Below are 16700 nucleotides of genomic sequence, written 5' to 3'. Positions count from 1 at the left end.
CCGCCGGACGCGGAGCGTGTCCTCGTGGACGGCGTGGTGTTCCGGTGGGGCGTGGCCCCGCGGGCCGGGGGCCGGGCGAGACGGTGTGGGTCACGGTCGACTGTCCCGCACCGCCCGGCCCCGGAGCGGCCGCCCGTCAGTCCATGCAGTGCGGGATCTTGTCGAAGTTCTTGACCCAGCGGGCCGAGACGAGACCGTGGTGGCCGTGGCGGTGCTGCTTCTTGACGACGTACCAGATCTTGTTGCCCTTCACCCTCTCACCCCGCACCTTGCACTTGATCTTGACGATGTCGCCCTTGTGGAAGTGCCCGATGATCCTGGAGTGGGTGTTGGCCTCCTTGCGGATGTTCAGGGTCCTGGCGATCACCTTGCCGTGGAGCTTCCGGTGCTTGGGGCGCGCGGCCATGGTCTCGTCCGCGGCGTCCGCCGGCTGTACGGCCGGCTCCGGCGCCGGGGGCGTCGCCAGCGCGACGGGAGCCTGAACGGCGCCGAGCAGGCCGAGCGCGACCGCGCTGGTGGTGAGTCCGAGGACGGTCCTGGCGTTCCTTCTCATGGGGGTCCCTTTCTCGTACGGGGGGGGTGCGGGGGAGGGCGCGGGGCGCGGCGTCCTCCCCCGCAGGCCACAAGAGCCGATGGCGAGCCCGGCCGGGGGCCGCCGCGCGAGCCGGTTCGTCCGGCTGGTGCAGCCGGTCCACCCGGACGCTCCAGTGCAGCCGTGCAGGCAGTAGGGTGCGGATATGGATAACGACCCTTACGAACTGTGTGTCGGTGTGCCGTCCGTGGACGTGTTCCGGCGGCTCCGCACCGACGCCGGGCTGTCCGACAAGGACCCGGAAGCCGCGGCGCGGGCGCTGCCGAACACCTGGCACGGGGTCGTGCTCCACCACGAGGGTGAGCCGGTCGGCATGGGCCGGATCATCGGGGACGGCGGCACCGCGTTCCAGATCGTCGACATCTGCGTCCATCCCGCGCACCAGGGGAAGGGCCTCGGGAAGCGGATCATGGCGGCGCTCACGGAGGAGCTGGAGCGCCGTGCGCCCGCGACCGCGTACGTGTCGCTGATCGCGGACGGTCCGGCGCGCCACCTGTACGAGAAGTTCGGGTTCGCGGACACGGCCACGCACGACTCGATCGGCATGTACCGCGTGATGGGGGGCACCCCCGGTCTGTTTGAATGATTCTCGTCAACTCGTCTGTATGGGGGATGCCGTGGGGCGACGACTGGTCAAGGCAGGTGTGGCGGCGGGGGCCGCGCTGATGCTCGCCGCGTGCAGCGGCGGTGGCGCCGGGGGCGGGGCGGCGGACGAGAGCGTGGCGCCCGCGGCGACGAAGGGCGCCGACAAGGACCCGAAGCACGCACCCCTCGCCCAGCCCGGGACCGTCACGGTCATGTACTGCTACGACGCCCCCGGCTTCCAGACGCTCATCCTGCGCTCGTACGCGGTGAAGGACGGCACCCTGGTCGCCGAGCGCGCCACCCGCCTGGCGGAGGGCTTCAGGGTGACGACGGGCTGCGACGGCAACAGCACCGGCGGCATCCCCGTACGGCTCGGTTTCAACAAGGACCTCACCCAGGTCGCAGGCGTCGCCTTCCCCGACCACAAACGCCTCTCCAGCGGCCGGGCCGCGGTCGCCGACCTCGGCACCGGAAACGAGATCGCGCCGCCCGACCCGGACGCCTTCAGCAAGCCCCCGTCCACGTCCGTGGCGGTCTTCCATCCGGTCACCGGGCGTCTCTGGTACGACCACCGCGCCACCGAGCACGTCCGGTCCGAAGACCCCGTCTACTCGCGCGACCCCGGGAAGGGCGCCGCGACGGAGAAGAAGGTCGACTTCGCCGAGATCCCCGACCTGCTCCGCGAGGACGCAGACACAGCCGCCGCGGTGCTCGCCCTGGACAGGGTCGACGCGTTGGCCGCGCCCGGCGCGGACGGTGTCTTCGCGACCTCACGCTTCGCCTCGCCCCTCGCCCTTGAGCGGCTGCGGCGCGACGGCACATCCGGTCCGCAGTCCCTCCTGGAGGAGATCGTCAGCGACGACCTGGACGTCATGCTGGACGAGGAGCGCCCCGAATGCGATCCGATCCTCTGGCGCGACGCCACCACCCTCGTCTGCGACTTCCAGCAGATCACCTTCTCGGCCGACTACGAGAGGGCCGAGAAGACCGTGGACCTCATCCCGGACAGCAACAGGGAGAACGCCTCCCCGGTTCCGTCCCCCGACGGGCAGGCCCTCGCCTTCCTCTCCAAGGGCGAGTCCGGCGGGTGGGCCCTGTTCCGCACCGACCTGGCCGAGCCCGGCGCCCAGCCGGTGAAGATCACCGACCTGGACACCCCGCCTCCCGCGGAGTGGATCCGGCCCGAGGCGTCCCTGGTGCGCTGGAACTGACACACCCGTACCGCTCCAGCCCCGCCCGCACCCGGTCCAGGTACGGCTGGAGAGACCGGAGTTCGGCGGGGTCCTGGCGCTGCACGACCCAGGTCGACGCGCGGTAGGACGCGGCCAGGTTGAGCGACGGGTCGCCGGGGACGCCTTCCACCAGGGGCGCGATGGCGCAGAGCATGCGGCCGACGGCCGGGATGGAGTCCTCGGGGCTGAACGGCGGTACCGGGACGGTCGCCTGACGGTCCGGCGGCAGGTAGTAGCGCAGCACGCGGGGCGTCCAGCGGGCGATGCCGTACTCGTCCTCGGCCGGGTCGCTCAGGTCCGGGTCGAACCCGCTCTCCGCGTCGAGGATCGCGGCGATGAGCGCGGGGGTGACCTCCGGGACGTCGCACCGGGTGCCCGCCTCGATGATGAGCGGGCGGTAGCGGTCGGGGACGCCGCTGCCGGGGCGTAACCACCGGGCGTCGTTCCGGGACCGTGACTCCTGCCGCTCGTGGCCGGCCTTCCGCGCGGCCACATCTCCCGGCACCAGCGCCGCGAGGGACACCACGGCCGCGGCGACCGCGAGGAGCCGCACGGCCTGCTGCCCGGCCTCCCGCCGGGCCGCCCGGACCGGGACCTCCGGGGCGGGCGGGGGCGCGGGTGCGGCAGCGTCCCCCGAGGCGGCCGGTCCGTCCCCCTCAGGTTCGCCGTCACCCACCGCGTCCGCCATCAGCGCCCGGTGCGTGTCGAGCCGTCGCCGCTCCCACTCCTCCGGGTCGCCCCCGCAGGCCGTCACGAACGCGGCCAGCACCGCCGCGCTCGGCAGCCGCTGCCCCGATGCGGCGGCGGCCAGCGTCGACGCCGAGTAGTGGGCGTGCGCCGCGAGCCGGCGGTAGGGCGGGCTGCCCGCCTCGCGCCGCAGCTCCCGCAGCCCGTGCGCGAACGCGGCCAGCGGCCCCTGCCCGGGGTCGAGCGGCTGTTCCTGGCGTCCCACCTCTGGCTCCTCCCTCGTCGGTCCCCACGGCTTTGTCCGGCCGTTGTCCGGGCTTTGTCCATCCAGGTCAGCGGGGCGCGACACCCGGCTCGGGACCCGCTTGACTGGCGTCCGCCGGAGCGCGTCCCGCCATCGCCATCCGTAGGTTCATCCAACCCGCCGTCCCCAGCCGCGACACCCGATTCCGCCCCATCACCCCTGCCCTGTGCGGCACTTCACAGACCGTCCAGCCGAAGGGACACCCACGCATGCCCACATCCCGGTTCGGCGCCGGCGTCCGCGCCCGGTTCCGCGCGGCCCTCGCGGCCACGGCCGCCGCCGTGGCCATGACCGGGGCGGCCCCAGCCACGGCCCAAAGCGCCCCCTCGACCCCCTCCACCTCCTCCTCCGTCCCCGAGTTCACCGACAGCCACGGCCTGACCCAGGTCCCGGGCGCCACCGAGGTCCACTCGCCCACCGACTTCACACTCACCGTCACCACCGCCCAGCTGTCCGGCCCGCACAAGATCCGGATCCTCCTCCCTCGCGGCTACGCCGCCGAGCCCGGACGCCGCTGGCCCGTCACGTACTTCCTGCACGGAGGCGGCGGCACCGCCGACGACGCGGCAGCGGTCCCCGCCCTCCGCTCCGACGCGATGATCACCGTCGCCCCGGACGGCGGCCTCAAGGGCTGGTACGCCGACTGGCTCCTGCAGAACACCGCCGAGGGCGCCGCCAACTGGGAGACCTTCCACCTCACCCAGGTGGTCCCGTTCATCGACGCCAACCTCCGCACGCTCCCCGACCGCGCCCACCGGGCCGTCGTCGGCCTGTCCATGGGCGGTTTCGGCTCCCTCCACTACGCCGAGGCCCGTCCCGACCTGTTCGGCCACGCCGCCGCACTGTCCGGCGGCATCGACTTCGGCATGTGGCAGATCCGCGCGACGGTGCTCGCGACGGAGCTGAACCTGCCCGGCGCATGGTGCGCGGCGAGCAGCTCCTCCGGTTCGTCCGGCTCCGGTCCAGGCTCCGGACGGTGCCCCGACTACGGCCCGTACGTCGACAGCGACGCCGTCTTCGGCTCCCCGTACCCGGTGCTCGACGCAGACCGCGTCTGGAGGGCGGTGGACCCGGCGGCCCCCGCCAACCTCGCCAGGCTGTCCCGCACCGCCATCACCCTCTACACCGGCGACAACGACCTCATCGACGCGCACACCGCCGTCGCCTCCAGGACCGTCAAGACCCGTCTGGACGGACTCGGCATCCCCAGCCGCCTCGTCGACTACGGCAACGGCGCCTCTCTCGCGCCGAGTTGCAACGGCGGCCACAACTACGGCTGCTGGGCCCCCGCCCTGGCGGACTACGTCCCGCGCCTGGAGACCGCCTTCACCGCCGCCCACCGACCCTGAGGACATCTGCCGCCATGACCGATCCCGTACGTCCGGACCACTCCGACGATCACGGGCCCCGCCCGGCCCTCACCCGCCGGTCCCTGCTCCGCGCGGGCGCCGGACTCACGCTCGCCACCGGCACCCTCGGCGCCCTGGCCACCGCCACGCCCGCCCACGCAGCCGCCGCTCGCGCCCTCGGCCAGACCGGCACCCCCCTGTGCGAACAGCCCGGCGACTCCGCGAGCGCGCAGGGCCTCGGGTCCGGGGACCTCGCCATCCCGTACCACCGGGTGCACGACAACACCTGGGGTTACGTCTTCGGCGACGCCTGGGCCGGCCGCGCCCAGCAGGACCCCTACCTCGGCTCCCCGGTCATGCTGAACCAGGACCGCTTCGACGCCTCGGGCGCCACGCCCATCTCCTTCACCTGGGCGATGCCCACCGGGGGCGCGGCCCGCCAGCTGTTCGACTACCGGCACGACCACGACAACGGACACGGCTCCGAGGTGAGCCGTATCCCCAACGACTGCATCGAGTTCGGCGGACGCACCTACATCCAGTACACGTCCGTGGCCGACTGGGACCCGCCCGCCGGCTACGACGGTTCGCTGATGTCCGGTGTCGCCTACTCCGACGACTACGGCGTGACCTGGCGGGACTACCCCTACCACTGGGCCGGGGACACCCAGGGCGCCAACCAGAACATGTACGGCATGTGGTCGTTCGCGGGCATCGACCCGGACGGCTGGCTGTACATCTTCTCGAAGCGCTGGAACGGCACCCACCGCAACACCGCCGACCACGGCGCCATCCAGCTCTTCCGCATCCGGCCGCAGGACTTCCGCGCCGGGAACTTCGGCGCCCAGCAGAACTGGGCCTTCCTGGACAACCGCTGGCAGTGGACCCAGGCCGCCCCGCCGTCCCCGGTCCTCACCGGCAACCACATCGGGGAGTTCTCGGTGAAGCGGATCGGCGGCACGTACTGCATGAGCTACTTCGACACCACCGACTACTCGATCCGCACCCGGACCGCGCCCCGCCCGGACGCCACCTGGACCGGGCCGCGGACCCAGATCGTCGGAAACGCCGCCTGGCCGCCGGACCACTGGGGAAAGCCCCAGCTCCCCACGCTCTACGGCGGATACATCCACCCCGGCAGCGCGAGCGCCACCTCCCTGACGCTGATCGTGTCCCAGTGGAACGGCCAGGTGCACCAGGCCCCCTACCGGGTCCTCCAGTACGACGGCGTCAACCCGTGACGAGCCGAGACGACACCACCAGAGGAGCACCGACCATGCCCGGGAACCGTGTCCGCAGAAGTACCGCCGCCATCGGCGCCCTGTGCGGCGCCCTGCTCGCCGTGACGACGACGGCCCACGCGCAGACGACGGCCGACCACCCCGCCACGTCGGCGGCCCTCAGGACCTTCCAGTCCGCCGCGGGCCCAGGGGCCGCCGTCCACGCCGGTGACGGCGCAGCAGCCTGGACCCTCTCCGCCGGCACGGGCACCATCAACACGAACAGGCCGATCCGGTCCGACGAGCACTTCCGCGCCGGCAGCCAGACCAAGACCTTCACGGCGGCGACCGTGCTCCAGCTGGTCGACGAGGGCAAGGTCTCCCTGAACGAACCCATCGACACCTACCTGCCCGGCGTCGTCACGGGCAACGGCTACGACGGCACCCGCATCACCCTGCGCCACCTGCTCCAGCACACCAGCGGGATCGCCGCGTACGACCCGCTGGCCTCCATCGCGCTGGCCGAGCCGGACGGCACCTACCACCCGGCCACACTGGTACGGGAGGGCCTGAAGCGCGCGCCGGTCTCGGCGCCCGGCGGCGGCTTCAGGTACTCGAACACGAACTACCTGATCCTCGGCATGCTGATCGAGAAGATCACGGGCCTGCCGGTCCACCAGGCGGTCACCACCAGGATCATCGAGCCGCTGGACCTCACCCGGACCACGTTCCCGGCCCCGGGCGACCGTGCCCTGCCCGCCCCCGCCGTCAACGGCTACCACGGAACCCGCATCGGCCCGTTCTTCTTCTGGAGCCCGGTGATCTCGTACGACCCGTCCCTCTTCGGCAGCTCCGGCGCCGTGATCTCCACCCTGGAGGACATCACGTCCTTCTACCAGGCGCTCCTCGCTGGCAGGGTCGTCTCGCCCGCGTCCCTGGCCGAGATGCAGAACACCGGGCAGCCCGGCTCGCCCAGTGCGGCCATCGGCTACGGCCTGGGCATCTTCAAGGCCGACCTGTCCTGCGGAGGTACGGCCTGGGGCCACAACGGCGCGGTCCCCGGCTACCACTCCCAGACCCTGGTCACCCCCGACGGCCGCCACGCCTCCGCCGCCACCAACGCCTACCTGGCCACCAACCCGCCCCAGGCCCAACTGGCCGCACTCCTGGACACGGCCCTGTGCGAGGGCCGTGAGGGCCGACAGCCGTAGCTCGTCGCCGGTGCCCCGGAAAGCCGCGGAAAATTACCCCCCGGAGTCGTGCAACCCTTCGCGCGTGACACGTGTCGTATAGGTCGGCGGAGCCTCCGGTGGGGGACCCGGGGGGGATCCGGGAGGTTCCGCCAAGGAGGGGAGCACGGGGCCCGGCCACTTCAGGCCGGGCCCCTTTCCCGTCCGGATCCCGTCAGCGCTGGCCGCGGCGGTGGGCGATGAGGAGGCCGATGCCCAGGCCCACGGCCAGTGTGACGGTCAGCACCGCCCACAGGGGCAGGGTCACGGTGGGGACCCACAGCTTGAGTTCGACCGAGTCGGTGTTCGCGGCGATGAACCAGACCGCCAGCGCCGTGAGCAGCACGATCCCGATCGTCCGCAGGCGAATGTCGCGGCCCTTGACGTGCAGTGATGACGGACGCCGATCGGATGACTGAGCCATACGGCCAGTATCGGCCGCTCCCCGGCCGCTGTCCTGTCGGACACGACTCAGCCCAGGGCTTCGAAGGCGCGGGCGACGGTGAGCAGCAGGGCCTCCTCGCCGTGCCGCGCCACGACCTGGAGCCCCACCGGACAGCCGTCGGGCCCGAACCCGGCGGGAAGGCTGAGTGCGGGATGGCCGCTCAGGTTGAATGCCCAGGTCAGCGCGGTCGAGTACCGTTCACCCGGCCCGTCGTGACCGTGTGGCGGGTTGGGCCTGGCGGGCGTCAGCAGCAGGTCCGCGCGCCGGAAGACCCCGTCCAGCCGTCGGCTGAGGGCGCGCCGAAGCCGCTGAGCGGCCGCCCGGTCGTCGGCCGTGGCCCCCGGCGACCGCAGCGCGAGCCACGCGGGCGCGGGATCGTCCAGCCGCAGGGAGGACGGCAGCAGCCGCGCGACGTCGGCGTCCACGAGCCGCAGGGCGGCCGCGTGCGCGAGGGCCAGGGGCCCGGGGTCCACGTCGGCGAAGCCGAGGCCGGGCGACCACACGGCGGTGAGCCCTTCCCGGGGCGCACCGGCAGCCCCTTCACCGGAGACCACCCGCCAATACGCCTCCGCGTCCGCCGCGCACCGGACGAGCACACCGGGCGCCGCCAGTCCGGTCTGCGAGGCGTTCGTCACCTTCAGTCCGATCACGCCGCACCAGGCCGCCGGGATCCGTACCGACCCGGCGCCGTCACTGCCGGTCGCCAGCGGCACCAGTCCGGCCGCCACCGCCGCCGCGGAGCCCGCCGAGGACCCGCCTGGCGTACGGTCGGCTCGCCACGGGTTGACGGTACGCCCGTACCGCCCGAGCTCCCAGGTCTGCCAGGCGGTCCCACCCCCGGGGACGGCCGTGGCCCCCACGGGCACAGCCCCGGCGGCCACCAACGTCCGCGCCCCGTGCATCCCGTGCCGCCCCTTGACCGCGATCGGCACCCCGGCCAGCGGCAGCGCCTCCCCGCCCGCGACCCGCGCGTCCACCTCGCCGGCCCGCCGCAGCGCGTCCTCCTCCCACACCTCCGCGAAGGCGCAGAGCGTCCGATCGATCCGCCCGATCCGCTCCAGCGCCCCGGCGACCGCGTCCACGGCCGTGACCTCGTGCGCCCGCACGGCCGCGGCGATCTCACCGGCCCGCATCGTCACCGTCCGAGGGCGGGGCGAAGTCCCTCAGCGGGACGGGCCCTGGAGCTTGGGCGGCTGGGGGATCTGCGGGCGCGCCGGGGTGACGGCAGGGCCTTGCTGCGTGTTCCCGGTGGTCTGGCTGCCCTGGTTGGCGGTTCCGGTACCGGCCCGGCCGCGTGAGGTCAGGGCGGCTGCCTTGGCGAGGGGGGGGGAGGTGCTTTGGGCGGTGGCCTGGGTTTTTTGTTGAGCTTGTGTGGTGTTCTGGATCTGGGCTGTGGTCGTGCCCTGTTGCGGCACGGTCGGCCCGGCGGCCTGCTTGGCGTTCTGGTCCTTGAGGTCGGCCTCCATCTTGCGGACTTCCTGGACCCGTTCGGTGGCAACCTTAGGGTTCAGAACGACGTGGATCTTCTGTTCGCCGACCACCTCGTTCCCCGGAGGGACGACGACGTTCTGATAGCGCTCGTTCTGGAGCAGGTCGGAGGCCTGGTGGTACTGCTTGGCCCGATCCGGGTCTCCGGCCGATATCTGCTCGAAGTGACCTGAGCGCGCGAGTTCGTACAGCTCGTGGTTGTCGGTCTTGACTTGGAAGCTGTCCGGTGTGTGGAACTGGAGCTCGAACTTCTGGCCGCTCTCCTGGTGCTGCCAGGTAGTGTTGATCCCTTGGTAGACCGGGTCCTGCCAGGTGTTCTTCTCCGTCCCCGGCATGGGCTCGTATCCCAGGTCCTTGAGACGCGCGTAGGTCTCCTGGGTGGCCTGTGTGTAGTTTCCCGGCTCGAAGGTGAGCGTATAGCGGTTGAGGTCGTTGATCCTGCCGAGGACCCTGTCGACGTCCGCCCCATGAGCCACCTCCACGGCCACCTTGCGGCGCAGCCAGTCGAGCCCTTTGAGGGAGTGGTCGACCTCCTCGATGCCACGCGTCTTGTTGTCGCCTACGAGGCCGCTGCCGCGCTCCGCGCTCTGGTCCCGCAAGCGGCGCATGGTGTCGTCCAGACCCGGGCGCGCCTCTGCGGCGCGGTTCCACACGTCCCGTACACGCTGGTCCTGCTCGGGGGCGAGGGACAGAACAGATGAGCCTCCGGGCCCTGCCCTTTCCACCCGCGTTCCGTGTCGCTCACAGATCCGTCGCCCCTGTGACCCCACGCAGTTCACGGAGCAGACGTTCCGCCTCATCCACGGTGATCTCCTCCAGGTGACGGTCGGTACGGGAGTGGGTGAACTCGTAGACGACCGGGTCCGGTGCCCACTTGTTCCCGACGACGAACGCCTCGTCCATCACGCGTTCAGGGCTGCTCCGGCGACGCACCACTGTCACCGGCGTGACCCCTTCGCGGTACTCCGCCTCGTCGAGGTACAGCGCCCAGTACTGGACCCAGCCCTGCCGGTCCGCCTCCAACTGCGCCGCGTGTTCCGCCGAGACAGGCTCCATGCTGCTCGCCATGGGAGGACTCTTCACCCTCTCGTTCTCGCCTGTGGGGTGCCATCCCCAGTCGAGCAGCGAGAGGTACTCCCAGGCTTCGCTGCCACGGCGACGCCACAGCCCGTCCACGCGGGGCGGGTTGTAGCCGTGGTGCATCTCGGTGTAGTACTCGTACGCGTTTCCCTGCTTGGTCATCGCGGTTCCTCCTAGTGCGGTGTTCTGATTTTTCTGCCAGCGTCCCACGCGAGAGCGGTCAGCTGTCGTACGCCTCCACCACCGGCGCCGCCTTCGGGCGGGGGGCGCCTTGTTTGCAGCCGGCGAAGGGGCCTGCGGGGGAGCGGAGTTCGGTGAGGACGGGGCCTAGGTGGTCGCGGTGCCAGACGGCGGGGCCCGAGGTGCCGGCCGACGGGTCGGTGTACTCCTGCCAGGCCAGCCAGAGGGCGTGCAGGCGGGCCACCGCCTCCAGGTGTTCCCACCAGCGGGGGCACCAGGGGTGGGAGGACGAGACCTCGCGGCCGTACACGGGGAGCAGGAGGTCGGAGACCCAGACGGCGAGGTTGCGTATCTCCTCGGCGTAGTCGGGGCCGTCCAGGTAGAGGATGAAGGGGGAGCCGGGGGGCTTCGTGGGGGGCAACGGACTGCCTTCTCTGTCCTGCTGGTCAACGAGCCGACAGCCTGGGCGGGGATCCGGCCGTACGAGAACTCCCGCAGCGGACGATCCACTCGAGACGGTCTGTGTGCCCAGGCCGTTCCAGCCGCAGTCCGTGTCCACCCCGGTCGTGACGGACCGGGCCAGCTCGTCGCGCTGCTCGTCGGCGGTCCTCGGGCCATAGGTCAGACAGCGCGTCGCGTACGCCGTCCCGACGCTGGGAGCCGCCCACCGGACCGGCTGGGCCCTCGTCCACTCCCTGTGGGTGCGCGAGGACCCGAAGGCGCGGCTCATCATGGGCGCGGTGGTGGTGGCGCTGCTGCTTCTCGGCATCACCCTGACCTGATCGGGATACGGTCGAGCAGATGTGTCGAACCGTCAGGGGCCTGGTGGGCGGCCTTCGGGTCGCGCGTCCTGTGGCCGGACGGTCAGTCCAGGGCCTCTGCGGTGCCGTCGAGGTGGACGAGCAGGCGGATCGTTCCGCCGTACCGGTCGTCCGTGACAACCGCGGGGGCCGGGGTGCCGAACTGCTGGGCCCGCTGCTGGAGGATCGAGATGACGACGTCCTGGATGTCGCCGTAGGGCGGTGCTGTGACGGGTACACCGTCGATCAGGCCGGCGTTGGGCGAGAAGACGCGGACCTCGGCGGGTGGGGGTGCGGTGGACTGCAAGGCTTGGGTCCCTTCAGGAGTGTGTGGCCAAGGCACTGGTGGACTGAGTGACCACGGTGTACGTGCCACGGGAAACCCGTTGCAGTCGACCCGACTTGACCATGGCGGAGAGCACGTTGCTGACCGACTTCCCCGACTCCCGGAACATGTCCGGCGGCAGCGCGAGCAGCACGTCCCGGGCGGTGAAGGGGCCGGGGAAGCGGGCGACGGCCCCCTCCACGGCACGCCGCAGGCTCGTCGCCGCTGGCAGGGTGCCGAGCGCGCCCACCATGCTCGCGGAGCCGCCGGCCACGGGGAGCCGGTGGCCGGGGACCGCGCGGGTCGGACGTGCCGAATCCGCTGTGGAGCCGTACACCTCGATGTGCCCGGCGAGGTCGCGTAGGGCGGTGTGGACGGCCGCCAGCTCAGTACGATGCGGAACGGCCGGTTCCTTGGTGGTGAGCAGCATCGAAGTGATCGCCTCTACACGGCTGATCGACTCCGCGAGGCGCCTCAGCAGCGGCTCCAGGATGTCCTGGCGCAGTGCCGTCAGTGGGTCACTGGTAGCCAGCTCGACGCTGACCGTGCCGGTGAGCCCGGAGTCCGCAGCCCGGTACGGGGCGTCGTCCCCCGACTCCGTACGCCAGGCCTCTATGCACCTGCGTGCCTCCCGGCATGCGTCGATCAGCGCGGGTGTCAGACCGGCGGCGTGCGCGTGCACCAGCATCCCGGCGAGCTGCTCCGTCGCTTCCAGAAGGGGGAGAACGGCGCGCACCAGCGGCGTCAGAACGGCCTTCTGTATGGCACGAGCGGGATCGTCGAGGGGAAAACTGATCCGTTTGTCGTCTGCGCCTGCCGGGGCGGCCATTGATTCCTCTGATGCTTCGTGTGTCTCGTGGGGTGGAACGGGATGGAGGCCGGTCCCGGGTCGGCCGGGCCTGAGTCCGCGCTCGTGCACAGAGGCGTACGCGTCGAGTACGGTACGAAGTCCGACGGTCTGGTGCCGGGCGTGCACGGGGACGACGAGGTACCCCTGCTCGTCGCCGACCCCGAGCCGCTGGCGGATGAGGCGCCGTTCCTGCTCGGTGGTCGCGGCGGCGAAACCGCCGGGGTCGGAGTGGAGGACCGAGTCCCGCAGGCACTCCTGGCGGACCGGGCAGGATGTGCAGAGCTGGCGTGCGGCGAGCACGAGAGCCTGGTGGCGCCGGGTCTGAAGGGGCAGACCCGTGGTGCCGGCAGGCGGGTTCTCCAGCAGCGGATGGCGGAACACATCAGGCCTGCGGCGGCAGGGCAGTGGTGTGGCAGCCGTGCCGACCGTGCCTCCCGGATTGGCTGAAGGCAGCGATGCGGGTAGCGCCTTACGGACAGTTGCGACCATGTCTGTGCCCCCCGTGGCAACTTTTGACTCGCGGGGACTCTAGAGCAGGGCGATTGGCGACCGCAAAGGCGTTCCACAAACCTGTGCCGCTGCTGTCCGAAACCTTCATGAGTGTCCATCAACTCACCGGCTTCCGGACACGGCGCGCTACGCGCCCGACCACGCGCCGCGCCGCCGTGATCCCACCGCCGCGTGCCATCAGCACAGCCACCACACCTGCGAAGCCGAGTGGGACGGAGACGGCGGGGACGACCGTGCCGACGCCGGACGCCACGACCAGCACGACGTCGGCGAGCACCACGGTCACCCCGCGCCGCCCCGGATGCTCCCTGGGCATCCAGGCGCCGAGCAGCGCCATCCCGGCGAGCGCCCAGTACCCGAACAGGGCCTGCCCGCTCAGCCACCCGGCCGGGACGCCACGGGCGATGTCGGCGACGGCGGCCATGTAGCCGACGACGGCAGCGGTCACGAGCGTCGACGCCAGAGCCAGCAGCAACTGGCCGCGCCGTCGCAGCAGGAACACCAGCAGGCCCAGCAGCACCAGGGCGCCGACGGTGATGAACGACGCCATGCTGGCGGACGCGAGCACGAACAGCGTGTACGCGCCTGCCAGCCCGAAGACGATCCGGGGCAGCAGCCGGACCGCCCAGGTGTCGCCCTTGTCCTGCCGGACGAGCCGCCGCAGGGCGGCCCCGGGCGGCGGTGCCTTGCGGGGAGATGTCATCAGGAACGTTTCCTACCTGCTTACCGCTGGATGCGACCGTCGTTACGTGGCGCGGGTGGCTGCTGGGGCTGCTGGGGTGCCTGGGGCTGCTGCGGCAGCCGTGGCGGCTGCGCGGGCTGCGGCGACTGCGACCCCGGTGCGGGCTGGCGGGGCGCCCGTGAGGGAGGCTGCTGTGGGGGCTTCGCGGGCTGCTGTGGCAGGGGCTGCGGTGCGGGCGTCCGTGTCTGGGGCTGCGGTGTCGAGGACGTGGCCGACTGCTGTGACGCGCCCGAACCGGTCCCGGTGGCGCCGCCCGTCGGCGCGCTGACCCGACGGCCACGGTGCGGCTGCGGTTGCTGCTGCCCCTCCTCGGGAGTGGGTGGCTGCGCGTCGTTGTACATCCTCTGCTGCTCGGCCTTCGCCTGGTATTCGCTCTTGTTCCGCTGGCGCCAGGACTTGTTGGTCGGCAGCCATCCGCCCTTCTGGAGGCGGCCCTTGTTCAGCCAGCTGTCCGTGCCTCTGGCGATCCGGACCCCGGTCCCAGCGGCGGCTTTGCCAGCGACCCGTCCGCCGAATTTCGTGGTGCCGACCGCTGTACGAGCAGTGGTGCCTACCGCACCGGGCGCGTAGGCGAGGGCCTTCCCACCGGCGACACCCGGCATGTCGCCCACGCCGAGCGCGTCCTCGGCACCCGCGATCTTCGGGCTGAAGTTCCCGGCGATCAGCTTCTTGAGCATCATCACGACGGCGACGGCGACCAGGATGAGCATCAGCAGTTGTGTGCCCAGGGCGATGTCGGCGGGAAGGATCATCTGGTATAGCACGAGCAGGACGGTGAGGATCACGCCGAAACCCGCTCGGAGCACGAAGCTGTGGATGAACGTCTCAAGCCAGCCCTTGAGGATCTTCTGCTGGGACGGATGGATACCGATGGCTGCGACCAGGGGCAGCAGGATGATCAGAATGAGCGTGACGGCATGCCACAGTAGTGTCAGGGCGCTGAGCACGATGACCATGATGCCGACGATGAGAGCCGCGAGCAGCGAGTAGAAGGCGATGCCGACACGGGTACCGGCACCCCTTCCGGCCCACTCGTTGAAGGCGACGGGGTAGTTGGTCTTGTCGGGCTCGTCCTCGCCGACGGCGATGTCCTGCCGAATGTCCTCCCACGCCTCGTCAATCTTATTGAACCAATCCGGATCCTCCTTTTCATACTTTCCGGGGTTGAAGAATTCGATATTGTTCACCGACTGTGATGCGACCTGCCGGGCGCGGAGGTCCTCGCAGCGGGCGCCCTTGCCGTAGTGGCACTCCGTGCCCTCGCTGGCAGGTATGCAGGCCCCCTTCTCGACGCGGCCGCCACCCTCCCTGAAGATGCAGTTGGCGCCTACGTCGCCGAACTGCCCCATGGCCCAGGGGCGGAAGGCCAGCGTGTCGTACATCGCGCAACTGGAGCTACGAAGGCCCCGGTTGGGAGCCTTCTTCGGCAGGTCGCAGGGTGGCTGCATCTCTCCGGTCACGCCGCTGAGTGCGGCTTCCGAGAGGGCCGCGTTGAACTTGGCGATTCCGCTGTCCGCCTCGTTGATGACCTTGCCGAAGTTCCCGCCGGTCAGCAGGGCCACGACTGCGACGGTCGAGAGGGCTGCCCAGCCGACACCCGCCCAGATCTCACGCATCTGACCAGCACGCCACTTGGTGAACACCCAGAGACCGGTGAGGAGGATCATGATCGGGACGGCTGGTATGAAGACGTGGGACTTCAGCGTTTCCACGACGTTGTTCCGCCCCTCATACAAGCCGCTGAGAGGGCTCGGGTTGGAAGCCTGCTCCTTGATGGAGATGGATACCCGGGTCAGTATCTTCGTGATGTTGAAGATGATGTCGGCGACATTGTTGTTCACCCAGTCCATGACCGAGCACTTGTCGGCGCCACTGCCGCGGGCACCATTCTCCTCAGAAGCATCCCCCTTGCCTTTGAAGGTCATGGACCAGTCAAGCCCGCGCAGGGCGTTGAGCTCGTACATCGTGTACTTCTCGGGGTGGTCCGCGTCCATGGGGGCGGCGCCGCTCACCATGCCCCTGGAATCGCTCAGGCTTTGGGCCCGCTTGTCCTCGTTCTCCTCCCACTGGGAAACAGCCGGGAAGATGGATTCGGCATGAACGCCGGGCTGGTCCAGTTGATAGTTGTCGTCACCCGTTATCTTGCACGACAGGTCGTCGAGACCGGGCAACGCATAGGCCTTGCCCGGTACGGCCATGGTCAGGGCCAGCAGGGTGAACACCAGGAACAGGCAGGTCCTGGCGGCCCGCCCGACGCCGCGGATCCGGCCGCCCGGCGACGAGGCATGGGTGATGCTTCCGCGAGGGACGGCGCTACGGCGCACGGGCATCGGTTTCCTTCCGGAGTTCCGTGACGGGGCGAAGAAGAGAGATGTGCAGAGATCAGCCGAGGGCGGTCTGTCGGGACGATGTCATCTGCCGACGAGGCAGTGAGTTTCGTTCAGGGCGTCAATTGAGGTTGTAATCCGTCATGAAACACCCGTCCACGAGGCCCTCGTCCACCTTGAACCCGCTGGGAATCTCCTCCCGGACCTTCGGGTCGCAGACCTGCATGCGTATGCCGGCGTTGATCAGTGCCTGAACGGAGGCATCGCTCACGGGGGAGACAGAGAAGCCGTTGCCGATCATGATGTCGGCGCTCGTGCGCGGCGCGGACGACGGCAGGTCCTTCGTGCGCTCCTCGGCCAACTTCCTGGCGTGCGTTTCCTGGAACTTCCTCATGTCCGAGATGACCTGAACGGTGACCTGGCTGCCGCCGCTGTCACGACAGATGGCACGCTCCTTGACGGCCCACTCCGGGTCGGAGTCCGACGCCTCCTTCATCTTCAGGTCGATGCACCCTACGTGCTCGTTGAGGAACGCCTGGACCGACGCCATGTCCTTCCCTTCCGGCAGCCCGGCCAGCGGGCCGTCGTCACCGCCGCCACCGTCGCTGCCGCCGCAGCCCGTCAGGGTCGTGAGGGCGGCCAGGACGGCCGCGCCGGAGGCGAGAGTCTTGGGCAGGCGCATGGGGTTCTCCGTAAGTTGTTAGGCGGCCCGGGAGGGCCGGATGTGGCTGATGGGGTCTTGCCAGTCGTGGCTC

Annotated in this window: 17 protein-coding genes; 5 read left to right on the top strand and 12 right to left on the bottom strand. The window is 70.7% G+C overall.

The features are described 5' to 3' along the window. Positions 1-136: 136 nt before the first annotated feature. Entirely contained in the window at positions 137-553 is a 417-nt protein-coding gene (locus tag I3F58_RS11925; protein ID WP_240108310.1) for an SH3 domain-containing protein, read from the bottom strand. 184 nt (positions 554-737) lie between these two features. Here I3F58_RS11925 and I3F58_RS11920 point away from each other — a divergent pair, with 184 nt between their 5' ends. Together I3F58_RS11920 and I3F58_RS11915 are read left to right on the top strand one after the other, a co-directional pair. Then, positions 738-1178, top strand: coding sequence for a GNAT family N-acetyltransferase (locus tag I3F58_RS11920; RefSeq protein WP_240108309.1), 441 nt, complete (start codon positions 738-740; stop codon positions 1176-1178). A gap of 19 nt (positions 1179-1197) precedes the next feature. Then, positions 1198-2388, top strand: coding sequence for a hypothetical protein (locus I3F58_RS11915; RefSeq protein ID WP_240108308.1), 1191 nt, complete (start codon positions 1198-1200; stop codon positions 2386-2388). On the opposite strand, the gene I3F58_RS29625 is transcribed toward I3F58_RS11915, so the two are convergent. Next, a complete protein-coding gene (locus I3F58_RS29625) occupies positions 2318-3361 on the bottom strand; it encodes a helix-turn-helix domain-containing protein (protein ID WP_308354990.1) in 1044 nt (347 codons plus the stop codon). The genes I3F58_RS11915 and I3F58_RS29625 overlap by 71 nt on opposite strands. A gap of 248 nt (positions 3362-3609) precedes the next feature. Here I3F58_RS29625 and I3F58_RS11905 point away from each other — a divergent pair, with 248 nt between their 5' ends. From I3F58_RS11905 to I3F58_RS11895, 3 genes are read left to right on the top strand one after another with little or no spacing between them, the layout of a single operon-like run. After that, the gene (locus I3F58_RS11905; RefSeq protein ID WP_240108307.1) at positions 3610-4749 is read left to right on the top strand and encodes an alpha/beta hydrolase family protein; all 1140 of its coding nucleotides are present in this window, start codon (positions 3610-3612) and stop codon (positions 4747-4749) included. A gap of 14 nt (positions 4750-4763) precedes the next feature. After that, positions 4764-5990, top strand: coding sequence for a DUF4185 domain-containing protein (locus I3F58_RS11900; RefSeq protein ID WP_240108306.1), 1227 nt, complete (start codon positions 4764-4766; stop codon positions 5988-5990). Between the two features lie 35 nt (positions 5991-6025). Beyond that, positions 6026-7180 (top strand): serine hydrolase, encoded by a 1155-nt coding sequence (locus I3F58_RS11895; RefSeq protein WP_240108305.1) that lies wholly within the window; start codon positions 6026-6028, stop codon positions 7178-7180. Positions 7181-7373: 193 nt separating this feature from the next. On the opposite strand, the gene I3F58_RS11890 is transcribed toward I3F58_RS11895, so the two are convergent. The 10 genes from I3F58_RS11890 to I3F58_RS11845 all read right to left on the bottom strand — a co-directional run bounded on the left by I3F58_RS11890 (position 7374) and on the right by I3F58_RS11845 (position 16627). Beyond that, the gene (locus I3F58_RS11890; RefSeq protein WP_240108304.1) at positions 7374-7622 is read right to left on the bottom strand and encodes a LapA family protein; all 249 of its coding nucleotides are present in this window, start codon (positions 7620-7622) and stop codon (positions 7374-7376) included. A 47-nt stretch (positions 7623-7669) separates the two neighbouring features. Beyond that, the gene (locus tag I3F58_RS11885; protein ID WP_240108375.1) at positions 7670-8776 is read right to left on the bottom strand and encodes an amidase; all 1107 of its coding nucleotides are present in this window, start codon (positions 8774-8776) and stop codon (positions 7670-7672) included. Positions 8777-8806: 30 nt separating this feature from the next. Continuing rightward, entirely contained in the window at positions 8807-9730 is a 924-nt protein-coding gene (locus I3F58_RS11880) for a hypothetical protein (RefSeq protein WP_240108303.1), read from the bottom strand. A 142-nt stretch (positions 9731-9872) separates the two neighbouring features. Next, complete coding sequence (locus tag I3F58_RS11875; protein WP_240108302.1) at positions 9873-10373, bottom strand: hypothetical protein; 501 nt, start codon at positions 10371-10373, stop codon at positions 9873-9875. Positions 10374-10431: 58 nt separating this feature from the next. Next, a complete protein-coding gene (locus I3F58_RS11870) occupies positions 10432-10812 on the bottom strand; it encodes a DUF4913 domain-containing protein (RefSeq protein ID WP_240108374.1) in 381 nt (126 codons plus the stop codon). Positions 10813-11255: 443 nt separating this feature from the next. Continuing rightward, positions 11256-11498 (bottom strand): hypothetical protein, encoded by a 243-nt coding sequence (locus I3F58_RS11865; protein ID WP_240108301.1) that lies wholly within the window; start codon positions 11496-11498, stop codon positions 11256-11258. Between the two features lie 13 nt (positions 11499-11511). Continuing rightward, complete coding sequence (locus I3F58_RS11860; RefSeq protein ID WP_240108300.1) at positions 11512-12747, bottom strand: WhiB family transcriptional regulator; 1236 nt, start codon at positions 12745-12747, stop codon at positions 11512-11514. Positions 12748-12973: 226 nt separating this feature from the next. Next, on the bottom strand, positions 12974-13579 hold the full coding sequence (locus I3F58_RS11855; RefSeq protein WP_240108299.1) for a hypothetical protein: 606 nt from the start codon (positions 13577-13579) through the stop codon (positions 12974-12976). 20 nt (positions 13580-13599) lie between these two features. Then, a complete protein-coding gene (locus tag I3F58_RS11850) occupies positions 13600-15942 on the bottom strand; it encodes a hypothetical protein (RefSeq protein ID WP_240108298.1) in 2343 nt (780 codons plus the stop codon). A gap of 124 nt (positions 15943-16066) precedes the next feature. Further along, the gene (locus I3F58_RS11845) at positions 16067-16627 is read right to left on the bottom strand and encodes a hypothetical protein (RefSeq protein ID WP_240108297.1); all 561 of its coding nucleotides are present in this window, start codon (positions 16625-16627) and stop codon (positions 16067-16069) included. Between the last annotated feature and the right edge of the window lie 73 nt (positions 16628-16700).

This window comes from Streptomyces sp. MUM 203J (genome assembly GCF_022414595.1).
Lineage (GTDB): Bacteria > Actinomycetota > Actinomycetes > Streptomycetales > Streptomycetaceae > Streptomyces.
This window is presented reverse-complemented; position numbering and strand designations above follow the sequence as displayed.

What these genes read in the sequence shown, in the direction of transcription:
- I3F58_RS11925 (WP_240108310.1), bottom strand. Translation starts at nt 553, where the DNA reads ATGAGAAGGAACGCCAGGACCGTCCTCGGACTCACCACCAGCGCGGTC.
- I3F58_RS11920 (WP_240108309.1), top strand. Translation starts at nt 738, where the DNA reads ATGGATAACGACCCTTACGAACTGTGTGTCGGTGTGCCGTCCGTGGAC.
- I3F58_RS11915 (WP_240108308.1), top strand. Translation starts at nt 1,198, where the DNA reads ATGGGGGATGCCGTGGGGCGACGACTGGTCAAGGCAGGTGTGGCGGCG.
- I3F58_RS11905 (WP_240108307.1), top strand. Translation starts at nt 3,610, where the DNA reads ATGCCCACATCCCGGTTCGGCGCCGGCGTCCGCGCCCGGTTCCGCGCG.
- I3F58_RS11900 (WP_240108306.1), top strand. Translation starts at nt 4,764, where the DNA reads ATGACCGATCCCGTACGTCCGGACCACTCCGACGATCACGGGCCCCGC.
- I3F58_RS11895 (WP_240108305.1), top strand. Translation starts at nt 6,026, where the DNA reads ATGCCCGGGAACCGTGTCCGCAGAAGTACCGCCGCCATCGGCGCCCTG.
- I3F58_RS11890 (WP_240108304.1), bottom strand. Translation starts at nt 7,622, where the DNA reads ATGGCTCAGTCATCCGATCGGCGTCCGTCATCACTGCACGTCAAGGGC.
- I3F58_RS11885 (WP_240108375.1), bottom strand. Translation starts at nt 8,776, where the DNA reads ATGCGGGCCGGTGAGATCGCCGCGGCCGTGCGGGCGCACGAGGTCACG.
- I3F58_RS11875 (WP_240108302.1), bottom strand. Translation starts at nt 10,373, where the DNA reads ATGACCAAGCAGGGAAACGCGTACGAGTACTACACCGAGATGCACCAC.
- I3F58_RS11855 (WP_240108299.1), bottom strand. Translation starts at nt 13,579, where the DNA reads ATGACATCTCCCCGCAAGGCACCGCCGCCCGGGGCCGCCCTGCGGCGG.
- I3F58_RS11845 (WP_240108297.1), bottom strand. Translation starts at nt 16,627, where the DNA reads ATGCGCCTGCCCAAGACTCTCGCCTCCGGCGCGGCCGTCCTGGCCGCC.